The following is a 15,916-nucleotide window of genomic DNA, read 5'->3' as shown; positions in this document are numbered from 1 at the left end:
TATCCTTCCTTATCCCTGCAATCTCTTTTCGTCCCTCCCCGGGACCTACTGTTGACCCATAAGTTATATATGAGTTTGATTATTAAATATGGTGCTCTAGACACCCTCGTTACAAACGAGAACGAGGACATGGACGAGGCCAGTACCCATCACACTTATTTAAAAACCTAATCTGTCATCATTCAATGGTCCATCATCCTGTGGAGTACCATGAAAAGGCACAAACTTGCTACAGTCTACTTCTCGGGTCACCCCCCCAGGAGGCAAAGGAAAATCATCTTTCGTATAATGCAGCTCCTTATCGTTGTATACTTTCTTCATATACAAACCGAAGATTGGCAATGCAGCCGATGCACCTTGTCCTGAAGCCATGCTGTAAAAGCGGATACCTCTATCTTCAGCCCCTGTCCAGACACCAGTCACTAATTCTGGGGTGATGCCGATAAACCAAGCATCCGAGTTATCATTTGTCGTACCGGTTTTACCACCGATAGGATTGGTCAAGCCACCATATTCAGCACGTCTCAAACGAGACCCTGTACCTCCATCAACTACGCCTTTCAACATGTCCACCATGATATAAGCCGTTTCGCTATTCAACGCTTTGACTACTTTCGGTGCTTTATCGTATATAGGGGTTCCATTTTTATCCTCTATCCGTAAAATCATGGTAGGTTCAATCCACGTTCCATGATTAACCAACGCCGAATAAGCGCCTACCATATCATATACCGAAGCTTCATAAGCGCCTAGAGCAATAGACGGATAATTAGGCACATTAGATGTTATTCCCATTTTTTTGGTAAGCGACGCAACATTGGCAGCCCCCACCTCATTGATAATATAAGCGGTCGCAAAGTTTTGCGAGAATTTCAAAGCGTTCTTCAGCGTAATGGGATCACCACCTTGTACCGTACCTCGCGGTGTCCAGTTCCCGTATGTCTGCATGTGGTTAGGAACAGAGTTACAAGGTGAAAAACCATTATCTATAGCATATGCATACACAAATGGCTTCGCCGTAGAACCAACCTGTCTTTCAGCCAATTTCACATGGTCGAATTTAAAATGCTCAAAGCTCGTCCCTCCAACCCAGGCCTTAATATGACCGGTTTTCGGTTCCATGGACATTACAGCATTGCGAAGGAACAGTTTATTGTAGCGGATGGAGTCCATGGGTGTCATCACCGTATCAACGTTGCCTTCATAAGTAAACAAGCTCATCGGCACTTTCTTGTTGAATTCTTTTTCGATTTCCTCCTGCGATAAACCTGCCTCTTTCAACACACGATAACGATCAGAACGGCGCATACCGCTAACCAACAACCGCGCATTATCACCTTTGAACGGATCTGAATTCCGATATTGCCTATCAAAATCCTTTTGCAGCTTTTTCATCCATTCCTTTTGCGACTCTTCCGCATATTGCTGCATCGCGTAATTAATCGGCGTATAAACTTTCAAACCGTCCTTATCCAGATCATATGGTGTACCATCTGCTTTCGTAATGGATAGACGTTGAAACTCTTTCTTAATCTCCTCTTTTAACACCGCACGAAAATAAGGTGCCAAGCCTTCACCATAATTAGAAATCCGCAATTGCAGATCAATAGGGGTAGCCTTTGCTTTCTCGGACTCTTCTTTGGTCAGGAATTTTTGTCCAGCCATATTATTCAATACGGTATTCCTTCTGGATTTTGCATTTTCAGGGAATTTAACCGGCGAATAGATATATGTCCCTTTGAGCATACCGACCAAAAGAGCTGCTTGCTCTGGCGTAAGTAAGTCTGGTGTGGTATTGAAATATGTACGCGCTGCCGACTTGATACCAAATGTATTATACGCACCGAAATCAACCGTGTTGAAATACATCGTGATAATCTCTTCTTTGGTATAGCTACGCTCTAAACGCACAGCTGTAATCCACTCCTGAAATTTTTGCTTGATACGTTTCAAGGTACTACGTTCCCTTTTCTCGGAAAACAGGTTAAGTGCCAACTGTTGCGTAATCGTACTCCCTCCCTGCTTATTTCCCATCAACGTGTAGAAAACCGAGGTTATCATACGGGAATAATCAATCCCTGAATGATCGTAAAAACGCTTATCTTCTGTAGAAATCAATGCATGGATCAAATGCGGAGACAGCTCGCTATATTTTACATTCGAACGATTATGTTTGTAATATGTTCCCAATACCTTTAAGTCATCCGACAATATTTCCGATGCCAGATTGCTCTTAGGATTTTCCAGTTCTTGAAAGGATGGTAACTTCCCGAACACACCAATCCTTACACTCAATATAAATAAAGCCCCAAACACTACAAAACCTAACAACACCCCCCAAAAGGTACGGTTATATCGTTTTACATCTTCTTCTGTTAATTTATTTTTTTTTGATTCTCTCTTCATGGAACGCTAAATACAACTATTATTGCTCTGTATATACTTGATGGTAATTTTTAATCTGTATACCATCCGTTAATGTGCCGATTGTTTCTCTCGTGATGATAAATGTATTATAATCTTCCTCTGGCACTTTCATGATTTCCAGAAGCAAAGGTAAGATTCTGGATTCATAAGTCTTCACTTCTTCGTATGTTTCGAACGGGCCGACAAAAAGCAACTGGTTTTCTGCATTAACCAAACGCAATTGGTGGTTGATGTTCGTCCGTGCATAACGAGAACGGTTAAATTGCCCGATTCCGTATCGGCTTGGTGCTAAATTTACTTTAGGATCCATCACATTGACGGTAAAGAAATAAGTTGCCGTGTCTGGAAATAGTTTTTTATCACGGTATTCATTAGGGCCATAATTTATCTGAATATTGCCGATATTCATCGCACCGGCATCCAGCTTCTTGTTGGCATTGATTCCAGCCCCATTAACATTGGATGATGCGATATTTCCTGTTTCCAATTGGGCAGCGACTTTTTCTTCTTCAATCGTTCCTAAATCTGCCACAATCACGTCCGCTTTCTTCTGCGGTCCAGATACTCCTGTCACATCGATATTTGTTCCTGATTTCACTTCTTTCGGCTTGGTAGCCATTTCGCCTGCCAACAGCATCTCTATCTCCTGCCGTTTTTCTTCCGTGAGTTCTGGTTGTTTAACCTCTTCTGGAACAACAACAGGCTCTTCCTTTGGCTTTACCTGTGCTATCGCTACTCCCGTACGATAGTCTCCATCGATACGCAAAGCCGGCCAAGGCGTCATATCCGGTTCATCGACAAATGCAATCCTACTTTTATCAATATCCTGCAAAGCATTTACCCGATTAACAAACAACCCCGGATTTTTCTCGATAAAGGCAATGTTTTCCTGAGCTAAAGGTACAACCAAACTATCCGTTGGGTATTTTTCGATGATTTTTTCCAACGCATTGGTAAAATCCGACACTCGCCCCACCCGACCTATAGCCAATGCTTTCAAGTACTCAATCTGAGCAACCATACCAGAGGTTTGAAAAACACCTTCTAACTCTTCATTCGCTTGTCTAATCACTGCCACATGGTCTCCTGCAGTATAGAGCGCAAACAGTTTTTCAAATGTGCGATCGAGAATTCGTTTATCCCGATTGATTTTATCCATGTAATATGGATCCTTAGCAACCATGGCATGCAGTGAATTCGGGAATAGCTCCAATAGACGGTTTTTATAAACTAAACTTTTCGTTTGGTCAATACCGTCATACATACGATAAAGGGAATAATACACTTCTGCTCCGGCTTCTGTATTTGGAAAACGTGCTAAGAAAGCCTCGTAAGCCAAAATCGCATCCTGATTATCTCGTGTATAATCTCGATATATATTCCCGATAACCACCATATTATCATGGATCGTTTTCAAGGTTGTGTCGAATCCTTCCTGCGTAGTTGGTACTGCACTTAAGTAGCGTGCTTTTTCTGCCTCTACAAAACCAACAGCATCAAAACTGTCCTTTGGTGCAAGCTTCGCTTGATCATCTTGTACTTGTCCACTTTGTGCGGCCAAAGGCTGCGTATTGTCAGCCGAAAAGCGCCAATCATCTTTCAGCTGTCGATTTCCCCATTTGCGCTTAAACTCGGATGCGCCCAAAAGCAAAGCATCCTGGTTATTAAAATAAAACTGATTACTGGATATCCCGGTATTCATCGTCGTATTTTGTTGAGTCGCAAAGGCATTATTAAAATTTACACTATTGGAATTTCCTTGAACTTTTTTTCCTTTTTTCGCCAAATACGTTTGTCTATCCAGTTCCTTTTGTTTCTCTATTAAACTAGCACCTGCATATTTCAAAGCTTGTTCCGTTCTATCGACTTCACTAAGCTTACCTAAGCTAATCAAGGTATCCAACCAGAGGTTTTCTTCATATAGATTAGTCAATTCAGTCATATACACCAACTTTCGGCGCACCTTGTTCACATCGGTATAATCTGCCGGCAAAACGGTTGCGGTACTGTCATAGTAATTTTGAGCTTGGCGGTATTTTTCTTGTGCGAAACGATAATCCGCAATAGTCAAATATGTTTCCGTGGTCTGGTACGCACTTCCGTTGGGTTCGGCTAGTGATAGATTGAAAAACTTAAAAGCATTTTCCTCATCATCTTCCTCTAGGTATATCCTGCCTATCTGGTAAAGAATCTGATCTTTATAATCCATGTTCTTTCCCTCTTTCAGCATTGCTCGCAAAGGTTTTACCCGTCCCTCAATTCCCGATCCTCCACGGTCACCGACAAGAAAAGCTGCCTGCAGATCCGCTTCAAACGACATATCAAATGGCACATTGCTCTTAGCTAATTTATTGAACAATTGATAAGCTTTATCTTTTTGTCCATTATCACGGTACAATTGTGCCAGCAAAAAACGCCAGCGCCCTCTATCATACCTGTCTTTATTTGATTCCAAGGCATATTCTAGAAAAGGTATAGCTTCTCCTACTCTTCCTACTCGAACCAAATAATTAGCCATAGCGGCATTGACAAACGTGCGGCTTTTTTCATTACCATCCAAGAACATAAATGCGGAATCGATTACCTTTCCAGCCGCTTCCAGTTTGTTAATCTGCAAAAGTGTTCGTGATTTCCAAGCGTAAGCCAATGGTTTATATTTCGGTTCGTCATCTGCGTCTTTGATGAGCTTATCAAAAAATTCTGCAGCAGTATAATAGGCTCCTTTGAGGTAATAAGCTCGACCTATAATATAGTAGGCTTCATTAATATACTTACTTTCCTGTTTCGTATTAACGATTTTATAGGCTTTCTGTATAAGAGAGTCCATTGCCTTATGTGGATCACCATTAGCCGTGGGCTCGTCAAAAACGGTCAGCCGAACCTGATAATTCTTATTTGCAGCGTTATAAATCCCTTTACGCTCCCCCTCCAACATGAGGTTAGCATTGTAAAGAATGTTATATTTGGAAGTGAAATTCTGAACGAAATCCGTCTTTGTACTATCTGTTTCTTGAGATGGTCTTCGTCCACCTTTGCTTTTAAAAGTCTGGCAAGCAGAAACAAAAACCATTAAAAACAGCATCCCTATTATGTATAAGGGAAAACGTTTCGACCTGCTATAACGTGGGTTCGTGACCATGTGTGCGACAACTAACTGTAGTGGCTTACTGAATTTTAAAGCCAATATACTATTTGCAAAAATACCACAAATCGCGGTAATATCACTGCTAAAAATTTTAAACTCTCCGCATTATTTTTCCAGTAGACAAACGGCGTAAGCAACCACTCCCTCTTCTCTTCCGATAAACCCCATAGTCTCGTTTGTGGTCGCTTTAATCGATACATCTTCCATATCGATTCCGGCAGCCTTTGCAATATTCTCCTTCATCGCCGGAATATAAGGTTTAATCTTGGGAGCTTCTAGACAAAGCATTCCATCAATATTCCCTAATGAAAACCCTTTTTCCTTAATCAACCTCACACATTCTTCCAATAGTATCAAGCTGCTCACGCCCTTCCATTTTGGATCTGTATTGGGAAAATGATAACCAATATCCTCCAGATTTGCAGCCCCTAATATAGCATCACAGATTGCATGCACCAAAACGTCAGCATCCGAATGACCAAATGCCCCAGCATGGTGATTAAGCTGTACCCCTCCAACAATAAACGGATGCCCCTCCTTCATCTGGTGAACATCAAAACCAAAACCTACCTTTATCTTCATAATTACAGGCTAAAATATGCAATTCCTGACGAACTCAACATAAAAATCCCTCCATCCTTTGCACGAATCTTAATTTTAACAAATTTTAAGATTTAAAGTAGCTAAATTACTACGGTTTACAGCTTTTTAAATAAAAAGGATATAGTTTTATTTCTTATTTTTGGAGCGTACAATGCATAATTACATTTTATGATGTTGAAGAAATATTTTTCGATCAAGGGGATTATCCCACTAACCGTTGCCTTATCAACGGTCATAGCGCTATCTTCCTGCAGCAGTAAACGCTCCGGACGAGGTGGTGATGTATCGAGTAAAACAGGCGTAACTTATAATGACCCTCATAATGGTGGTCTACATATCAATAGAAAGATAAAGGAAACTCCGGGACCAGGACTTGTCGCCATCGAAGGTGGCACATTTGTCATGGGCGGTAGCTTAAATGAAGATTTGGGCTATTCACATGACAATCTAAGACGTCGGGTTACAGTCGCTTCCTTTTATATTGACGAAACCGAGGTTTCCAATGCAGATTGGTTGGAGTATCTCCACTGGATAGCACAAAATTTCCCGGACGATGGTAAACTTTATTACGATGCCCTACCGGATTCTCTTGTTTGGCGCCATCCCCTTTCTTATAATGAACCCTACGTCAATCTATATCTCCGTCACCCATCTTTCCAGGATTACCCTGTAGTGGGTGTTTCATGGGAACAGGCTACAGCCTACTGTCAATGGCGTACGGACCGTGTAAATGAAAATATATTGAGACAATCCGGTGTTTTGGTAGACTATAAAACACGTTCGGAAAATAAAACAAGTGGCGATGCATTCAATACGGAAATTTACCTGAATGGTCAATTGAAAGGCGAAGGTATCGATGGACCTAATATGCCGAAGGACAACCGGCCGGGAGCGGAGGCTGAAGCCAAACGCACTGTGCGCATGGAGGATGGTGTATTGAAGCAACCTTACCGCTTGCCGACAGAAGCAGAATGGGAGTATGCCGCTTTGGGATTGATAGGTAATACCGTGGAAGGAAATATCGAAAACAGCCGTATCTATCCATGGAGTGGATTGGGTGTACGCTCTGACAGACGCAAAAACCAGGGTCGCATGTTGGCAAACTTCAAGATTTCAAGCGGTAATAACATGGGCGTAGCCGGCGATTTGAACGATGGTGGGGATATTACTGTACCAGTGACCAGCTATGCACCAAACGATTTCGGTCTTTACAACATGGCGGGCAATGTAAATGAATGGGTAAATGACGTATATCGCCAACTCTCATTCGAAGATTTTGAAGATTTCAATCCTTTTCGCGGAAATGTTTTCATGGACAACAAATACGAAAACACGGAAGGAAGAGTCTTAGCTAAAGATAAATACGGTCGTCCTATAAAGGTTCCTGCGAAAGCTCCACGCAAACAGACTTGGGAAGAACTGCAGGCTCAAGCTGCCAATGCCGATGAATCTACGACGTCATCTTATCAATATGATGCGCGAGGCTTTGACGATGAAGAGATGAAAGAACTTTATGGCAAAACGACATTGGTCAATGATAAAAGTCGCGTATATAAAGGAGGCTCATGGAATGATCGTGCTTATTGGTTAAATCCAGCAACCAGAAGATTTATGCAACAGGATGAATCTAGTGCAATGACAGGCTTCCGCTGTGCGATGACCATGGTTGGCAACATATTCGGCCCGACTAAAGGCAAGAGCTCAGGAGGCCGCGCAGGTTCTAAACATTAGCGAATACTTAAAGCTCTCCAAATAAATGGAGAGCTTTTTTTAAGCGGTACACCATACTGCTTCATCTACTTAAAAAAGTTTCTCATCATACAAAGGTTACTATTTGTCTTTTAAGGTATTAATAAGTGAGTAAGGAGAAAAATGATAGCATAGCTGATGAAGAAATCATCACTGGTATCCAATCGGGTGATAGCATAGCTATACAAAAGCTGTATACAGCTTATTACCCAGTGGTGTCAAAGATGATTATCAATAATCAAGGTAGCCACGAGGAGGCACAAGATATTTTTCAGGAGACGGTTATGGTGTTATACGATAAAGTCGCTCAGGGAAATTTTCAATTATCAAGCAAGCTCAAAACATTCTTATATGCTGTTTCGAAACGTTTGTGGCTGAAACAGCTTACTCGAGGGAAGTCACGTTATCACACCGATTTGATCGACGATCATGAAGATCGTTTGATAGCTGACGAGGCAATAGAAGAGCATGAAGTGTTGGAAAACAACCTGCTTCACATGGAAGAGGCTTTGGAGGGGCTCGGCGAGCCTTGCAAAACTATTCTACAGGATTTTTATATCTTGAACAGGTCTATGGCAGATATCTGCGAGCGATTTGGGTACACCAATACAGATAATGCTAAAACACAGAAATACAAATGCCTTCAACGTCTAAAAAAAATATTTTTTAAATCGTGAGTCATTAAGCAACGCATGAAGAGTTTAAGTCAACAGGAGTTTATAGAGTGGGCAGATTTATACCTGCAAGATGAATTGACCGCAACAGATCGTTTGCGTTTCGAGGCTTTTTGTAAGGAGTATCCCAGTTTTGACATCCTTTTTCAACAACATCAACAATTTATCCAGAATTTCAAACAAGCAGATGCCAGAAGTCAGTTTAAAAGCGCTTTAAATCAAACAGCATCTACTTACCATAAAGCACATCCTGCTGCCGCACCAAAAGGTCGTGTAATCCAACTTTGGGATAAATTGAAGTTTACGGCGGGTATGGCTGCAGCTATTGCCATTGTTTCGGTATTTTCTACACTATGGCTATCGGGCTACTATTCCAATCTCAAGAAAACAACTTCTGGTTATAGTGAATTGCGGAGAGAGATGAACAATGTAAAACGCAACGTGAATGCTCAAAAAGCGGCTATCAATAACATCAATAGCAACTCTGGAACTAAAGAGGCTACACATTACGGTGCTACAGGGTTTATGATTACTAGGAATGGTTATGTTGTTACTAACTATCACGTAGTCCACGGAGCGGATTCTGTACATCTGCAGAACAGCAAGGGGCAGTCTTTCAAGGCAGATATTATCTTTACGAATCCTGATAAAGATTTGGCAATTTTGCATATCAGCGACTCGACCTTCAAATCGAGCAAGAACATCCCTTATACTTTCAAAAAATCGGATTCTGATTTGGGTGAAGACATCTATACGATTGGTTTCCCTCGTGATGAAGCTGTTTACGGCCAGGGCTACCTTAGCTCTTCTACGGGCTACTCCGGCGATACGCTAGCCTATCAGATTTCTATTCCGGTAAATCCCGGAAACAGTGGTGGCCCTGTCTTGGATAAAGAAGGAAATGTCATTGGAATCATCAGTGGGAAACAAAAAGGATTGGATGGAGCAGCATTTGCCATCAAAGCCAAAGCATTGGTAGAAACACTAAATAGTATCCCTGCCGATTCTTTGCGCGGAAACATTATCCTAAATAACAAAAACAATCTTAGTGGATTTTCAAGAACAGAACAGATTAAGCGTTTGCAGGATTACATCTACATCGTAAAAGTATATTAAAAGAAATGGCGCCGCAATTGTGGCGCCATTTCTTTTAACTACTTATTCGGTTGTGGTGTTACACGCAGATAAGGTTTAATTTCTGTATATCCTTTCGGGAATTTAGCAGGTATATCCTCCGTTTTGATAGCAGGCACCACGATAACATCCTCACCATCTTTCCAATCTGCAGGCGTAGCTACAGAATAGTCAGCTGTCAACTGCAAAGAATCTATAACACGCAGGATTTCGTAGAAATTCCGTCCTGTAGATGCGGGATAGGTTAACGTAAGCTTCACCTTTTTATCTGGACCGATGACAAACACAGAACGTACAGTCGCTGTAGCTGACGCATTCGGGTGGATCATATCGTATAATTCTGCTACCTTACGGTCGCTATCTGCAATAATCGGGAAGTCAACCTCACAGTTTTGCGTTTCGTTGATATCTTTTATCCAATTAAGATGGTCTTCTACAGGATCCACACTTAATGCCAACACTTTAACATTTCGCTTTTCAAATTCAGACTTCAACTGTGCTGTACGTCCCAATTCCGTTGTACAAACAGGGGTGAAATCCGAAGGATGGGAATATAAAACCACCCATTTACCATCGATATATTCATAGAAATCAATTTCTCCTATTGAAGTCTGCGCTTGAAAATTTGGCGCATCATCTCCTAATCTTAAACTCATACTATTTTAGAATTAAATTAAACACTTAGTTGATTTACTCTACTAAGATAGTAGATTTTAATGAGTAACAAAAATCGATGCCTGTTTTTAACAAAAATGTGATAATAGGTAATCCAAGTATTCGAAAAGTTCGTCGTCACCGTCATTGCGAGTCAACGAAGCAATCTGGTGAGACGAACACGCAGATTGCTTTCCTTCGGAGCTGCTTCGCGGTCGTCATACTTCCTCGTCCCGAATGCTTTCGGGAACGCGTTTTTAAGTAGTTGAACCTTTACGAACAACTCCCATTACTTTTTAAGCTTGCTATCGATTAATGACAAGTTACCGTAATCCTCAAAGGAAAAGCTACCTAATTTAATAGATACATACTCCAATAAGAATTTGGATTTTTTCAATAAATTTTGTTGTTCCTCTCCTTCTTCCAGCAACACCGCGTCACGCAGAAAAAGCAAAGCTAAGGGACGAATCTGCTCTTCTTCCAATTCCGTCTCTACATATTTCTGCAATGCTTCATTTGACAGTCCCAGCATCCAGGAACGTTGCTGATGAAAAAATTCTCGATAGCCTTCTTCCAACAAAGTTAAATCCCAATCATTATCAAAAGCATCGTATTTATCCGTCAACAGCCTTAAATACTTCGCCATTTCGTTTTGCCATTGCATCAAAGTTCCCTTTTCGAATCGTATTCCCATAACACTATCTCACCTGTCCGTTTCCCGTAACAAACCACTTCTCCGTAACCAGCTTTTCTAGAGCAAAAGGACCCCGTGCATGTAATTTCTGCGTGGAAATACCGATTTCTGCTCCTAATCCAAATTCTCCTCCATCCGTAAATCGTGTTGACGCATTCACATATACTGCCGCCGCATCAACGGTATCCATAAAGATAGCTGCTTTTTCCGCATCTTCCGTGACGATACACTCTGAATGTTTCGATGAGTAGCGTGCGATATGTTCCAGCGCCTCCTCAAAAGAGTCTACAACCTTTAACGAACATTGTAAAGACAAAAATTCTCTTCCGAAATCTTCTGCATCCGCTTGTGCCAGATAGGGATACTCCACTTGTTCTAATATCGAATAGCTATCCGCATCCGCAAAGACTTTCACTTCTGCTTCGTTAAAATAAGGCATTAGTTTCGTTAACAAGTCCGCTGCAATCGCACGATCCAGTAATACAGTATCCAAAGCATTGCAAACAGATGGTCGCGATATCTTCGCGTTAGCAACAATCTTGGCTGCTTTATCTAAGTCTGCTGTAGCTTCTACGTAAGTATGACAAACTCCCGCTCCTGTCTCAATAACCGGAACTTTTGCGTTTTCCCGTACAAAGTCAATCAAGGCTTGCGAACCTCGCGGAATGATAATATCCACATACTTTGTTGCGGTCAGCAGTTCAGCAACAAGCGCCCGGTCTGTAGGAAGCAACTGAACAATATGCACATCCAAGGACTGTCGTTCCAGCACTTCCTGTATCAACTGTACCAATACTGTATTGGTGAACCAAGCATCGGAACCACCGCGCAAGACACATACATTCCCCGAACGGATACAAAGTGCTGCTACATCAACGGTAACATTCGGACGCGATTCGTAGATCACGCCCACCACGCCCAGTGCCACGGTTTTCTTCTCTACCAGCAATCCATTCGGAAGCGTTTTCGAAGATAACAAGACATTGGTTGGATCGGTTAGAAGAGCAACATCCCGAACGCTCTGCGCCAGTGCCAAAATGCGTTCCCGGTTGAGCAACAACCTATCATATCGAGCGTCCTTTGGGTCCATTCGCTGTAAATCTTTCATATTTTCAGCCAAAATAGTATCCACATTTACTGCCAATGTATCCGCGAATATTTCCAGCACATCTTGTTTATCCTTATCCGACAAACGTTTCAATGCTCCTGTTGCTTTTTGCGCATATCGCAATTGATTTTCCAGAGTTTGCATTTTGATTTTTTTATTTTACAACAAGACAATATCATCCGCATGTGCTATCGCCATATTCTTTTTCTTTTGGATAGAAGCCAAATCCAATACATCCACCTTCGCTTTTGCTACTGCCAACACTTCCCCAGCATCATTGGCTATCTGAAAAACTTCGCCGGCATCGAAAGATTGATTGATTGCCACAACACCAACTGCCAATAAGCTTTTCCGGCTTTGGAGCGCTTGTTCTGCTCCGGCATCAATTTTCACCATCGCTTTAATCAGGCTACCGCTGGCAAGCCATTTTTTACGGGATGACACTTTCTTCTCCGCAGGCAAACAAACCGTTCCTATCTCCCCTTTCACCGCTTTTAGGAGTCCATCAGGCTCTTGCATACTGAAAATCACAGCTTTTATACCCATCTGATTCGCCAAATGGGCAAAATTTAACTTGGATACCATACCTCCCAAACCCACAGAAGATTTATCCTTACGCACTAAACCAAAAGCCTCTTTATCTATTTTTTGAATTTCTCGGACAACATTCCCCTTACTATCCAATAACCCGGCTACGGAGGTCGTAAACAGTACCTGTTCTGCACCAAATCCCACCGCAATCAAAGTCGCAAGTTCATCATTATCCGAAAATTTCAACTCTTTGTTACTCACCACATCATTCTCATTTGCGATTGGAATGATATTATTTTTCCAAAGCTCTTCATAGGTGCTCTTCAATTGCAGAAACTGACCTCTGTTAGCAAAGTGCTGCCGCTCGCATAGACTCTGTGCAAGCGAGATTTTAAAAGGCTTGAAATAAGTATTATACGTCCGAATGAGCAAAGGGTTACCTATAGCCGCTGCTGCTTTTTTCTCGGATAAAGTACCCGAATAACTTTTCAGATAGCGTTTTCCCGCTGCTACCGCTCCTGAAGAAACCAATACAATATTATACCTTGACTGCAATTGAGCCGTTTGTCGTGCTATTTCCAACACGGTACGCTCATCAATTTCGCCCTCTTTGGTGGTGATAGCTGCCGAACCAAATTTTATAACTAAAACAGGTTTTTTCATTAAAAATCCTTAACAAAAACTTTAAATTATTACAAAAATCTAAATATAAGAATGTTTTTAACAAAATCCGCCACTATCCTTAGAATTAGCGAAGCATTCTAAGGATACGAAATAAGGGTAGTCTCAGACTACCGGATATAAAAGTCCTGAGTCCCCTACGCAACAGTCCATCGCGACAGACTAAGGATAGAGTTGTCTTTCGGTCTTCTACCCCCCTCATCTCATCCTCGTTTTTGAAACGAGGGTGTTGTTTTTTCCATACTCGTTACCGCTACGCTCAAACGAGTACGAGAAAGAAGCTCAAACGAATACACTTTTACCCAAAACGCTCTTCGAAAAGTTTCTCCATAGCAAACATCTCATCCCGCAATTTTGCTGCTTCCAGAAAATCCATTTCTTTTGCTGCTTTTTCCATTTTCTTCCGAACGTTATCAAGAGCCTTTTTCATATCATTTTTACCCATATATTCCATCACTGGGTCTGCTGCAATAGCTGCCGCAGCATCCGGTTCAACATAAGCTTTTGGTTCTCCGGGCTTAAAGTCAGCTACGGAAGTTTGTTCTAGGATCTCCTCTCTGGTCTTACCGACAGTACGCGGTACGATACCATGCTCCGTATTATAAGCAATCTGCTTTTCTCTCCTCCTGTTGGTCTCCTCTATCGTGACACGCATGCTATCTGTCATGTGATCCGCATACATAATAACACGCCCTTTTTCATTACGGGCCGCCCGCCCAATAGTCTGTATCAGCGAACGCTCCGAGCGCAAAAACCCTTCCTTATCTGCATCCAAAATAGCCACCAATGTTACTTCTGGCAAATCCAGTCCTTCACGCAACAGATTTACACCTACCAATACATCAAATTCACCCAAACGCAAACCCCGGAGAATTTCCACACGCTCCAATGTCTTAATTTCGGAGTGTATATAACGCACCTTGATATTCAACCGACTCATATACTTGGTGAGTTCCTCTGCCATCCGCTTGGTCAGTGTAGTCGCTAATATACGACCTCCTTCTTTTATCGTTTTATCAACCTCTTCCAGAAAATCATCCACTTGGTTGATGGCAGGATGAACCTCAATAACAGGGTCCAAAAGACCTGTCGGTCGAATAACCTGTTCCACAACCACACCTTCAGTCTGCTGGAGCTCATAATCTCCGGGCGTAGCAGAAACATAGATCGTCTGATTCGTCAACGATTCAAATTCCGGAAAGTTCAGCGGCCTGTTATCCAAAGCAGCAGGCAGACGGAACCCATGTTCGACCAAAGAAATTTTTCTAGAACGGTCCCCTCCATACATCGCCCGCAATTGCGGCAAGGTTACATGGCTCTCATCGATAACCAACAGATAATCCTCCGGAAAATAATCCAACAAACAGAAAGGACGCATCCCTGGTTTCCGTCCGTCGAAGAAACGTGAATAGTTCTCAATACCCGAACAATAACCCAATTCCCGCATCATCTCTAAATCATAATTCACGCGTTCTTCCAGACGTTTTGCCTCCAACATCCTCCCCTCATCCTCTAATTGTGCTTTGCGCTGCACCAATTCTTCCTGTATTGCCCAAATGGACTGCGTGAATTTTTCTTTAGGTGTAACGAATAGATTCGCAGGGAATAAAGCGATGTCCTCCATACGCGAAATAGTCTTCCCTGAAATTGGGTCAATTTCGCTGATTTCATCAATCTCGTCTCCAAAAAACGAAATACGGAAGGCATTGTCCAAATAGGCTGGATACACATCAACAATATCGCCTTTCACCCGGAAAGTCCCCCGCTTGAAATCAGCGGTCGTCCGTGCGTACAGAATTTCCACCAGGCGATGTAGGAACGCATTTCGGCTAATGGTCATACCGACTGCAAAGCGGAAAATCGAACGGGAAAAATCCTCCGGGTTACCCATACCGTAGATACAGGAGACAGACGAAACGACCACAATGTCACGACGACCGGACATCAACGATGAAGTCGTTGCCAATCGGAGCTTCTCAATTTCCTCGTTAATCTGTAAATCCTTTTCGATATAGGTATTGGAAGAAGCTATAAATGCCTCGGGCTGGTAATAATCGTAATATGACACAAAATAGTTGACGGCATTGTCGGGGAAAAACTGTTTGAACTCTCCGTAAAGTTGTGCAGCTAAGGTCTTATTATGACTCAATATCAATGTAGGTCGCTGTGTCTCTTGAATAACATTGGCAATAGTAAAAGTCTTACCTGATCCTGTTACGCCCAATAGTGTTTGGTATTCTTCACCTTGATCCACACCTTCAACTAACTGTTTAATAGCTTGTGGTTGGTCGCCTGTCGGCCGATATTCGGAAGTTAAATTAAATTTCATTTATCTGATCTCACTGAACGAAATATAAAGTTACTCAAAAATCCGACATAGTTTATCGAAAGATTGTCATGAAGAAAGGCTAAACGTATCAAAAATAGTTTTTTATAGCGAGTTGTATTGGATGAAAACGGACGTCTTCATTCGACAATTGTCGATTTTTCCCACCTCACAACCTTTCCGTCCCTCG

11 protein-coding genes are annotated in these 15,916 nt (G+C 42.0%); 3 read left to right on the top strand and 8 right to left on the bottom strand.

All coding sequences use genetic code 11. The features are described 5' to 3' along the window. Positions 1-159 precede the first annotated feature (159 nt). From BM375_RS09190 to ispF, 3 genes are all read right to left on the bottom strand, one after another. The gene (locus BM375_RS09190) at positions 160-2,406 is read right to left on the bottom strand and encodes a penicillin-binding protein 1A (protein WP_093365473.1); all 2,247 of its coding nucleotides are present in this window, start codon (positions 2,404-2,406) and stop codon (positions 160-162) included. 19 nt (positions 2,407-2,425) lie between these two features. Continuing rightward, complete coding sequence (gene porW / locus BM375_RS09185) at positions 2,426-5,611, bottom strand: type IX secretion system periplasmic lipoprotein PorW/SprE (protein ID WP_093365471.1); 3,186 nt, start codon at positions 5,609-5,611, stop codon at positions 2,426-2,428. Between the two features lie 66 nt (positions 5,612-5,677). Then, the gene (ispF, locus tag BM375_RS09180) at positions 5,678-6,154 is read right to left on the bottom strand and encodes a 2-C-methyl-D-erythritol 2,4-cyclodiphosphate synthase (protein WP_093365469.1); all 477 of its coding nucleotides are present in this window, start codon (positions 6,152-6,154) and stop codon (positions 5,678-5,680) included. Between the two features lie 189 nt (positions 6,155-6,343). Here ispF and BM375_RS09175 point away from each other — a divergent pair, with 189 nt between their 5' ends. From BM375_RS09175 to BM375_RS09165, 3 genes are all read left to right on the top strand, one after another. Next, positions 6,344-7,906 (top strand): SUMF1/EgtB/PvdO family nonheme iron enzyme, encoded by a 1,563-nt coding sequence (locus BM375_RS09175; protein WP_093365468.1) that lies wholly within the window; start codon positions 6,344-6,346, stop codon positions 7,904-7,906. A 125-nt stretch (positions 7,907-8,031) separates the two neighbouring features. Then, positions 8,032-8,601, top strand: a complete 570-nt coding sequence (locus tag BM375_RS09170) for an RNA polymerase sigma factor (RefSeq protein WP_093365466.1) — start codon at positions 8,032-8,034, stop codon at positions 8,599-8,601. 15 nt (positions 8,602-8,616) lie between these two features. Then, entirely contained in the window at positions 8,617-9,714 is a 1,098-nt protein-coding gene (locus BM375_RS09165) for a S1C family serine protease (protein ID WP_093365465.1), read from the top strand. Positions 9,715-9,752: 38 nt separating this feature from the next. Here the strand turns inward: BM375_RS09165 and BM375_RS09160 are convergent, their stop codons facing one another. From BM375_RS09160 to uvrB, 5 genes are all read right to left on the bottom strand, one after another. Continuing rightward, a complete protein-coding gene (locus tag BM375_RS09160) occupies positions 9,753-10,388 on the bottom strand; it encodes a peroxiredoxin (RefSeq protein ID WP_093365463.1) in 636 nt (211 codons plus the stop codon). Positions 10,389-10,675: 287 nt separating this feature from the next. After that, positions 10,676-11,080, bottom strand: coding sequence for a hypothetical protein (locus tag BM375_RS09155; protein WP_093365461.1), 405 nt, complete (start codon positions 11,078-11,080; stop codon positions 10,676-10,678). Positions 11,081-11,084: 4 nt separating this feature from the next. Beyond that, complete coding sequence (locus tag BM375_RS09150; RefSeq protein WP_093365459.1) at positions 11,085-12,332, bottom strand: glutamate-5-semialdehyde dehydrogenase; 1,248 nt, start codon at positions 12,330-12,332, stop codon at positions 11,085-11,087. Between the two features lie 15 nt (positions 12,333-12,347). Continuing rightward, complete coding sequence (gene proB, locus BM375_RS09145) at positions 12,348-13,382, bottom strand: glutamate 5-kinase (protein WP_093365457.1); 1,035 nt, start codon at positions 13,380-13,382, stop codon at positions 12,348-12,350. A 316-nt stretch (positions 13,383-13,698) separates the two neighbouring features. Then, a complete protein-coding gene (gene uvrB / locus BM375_RS09140; protein WP_093365455.1) occupies positions 13,699-15,729 on the bottom strand; it encodes an excinuclease ABC subunit UvrB in 2,031 nt (676 codons plus the stop codon). Positions 15,730-15,916 lie beyond the last annotated feature (187 nt).

Origin of the sequence: Sphingobacterium wenxiniae (assembly GCF_900116225.1) — a bacterium.
Lineage (GTDB): Bacteria > Bacteroidota > Bacteroidia > Sphingobacteriales > Sphingobacteriaceae > Sphingobacterium > Sphingobacterium wenxiniae.
The sequence above is the reverse complement of the archived record's forward strand: the minus strand, read 5'-3'. Positions and strand labels throughout refer to the sequence as shown.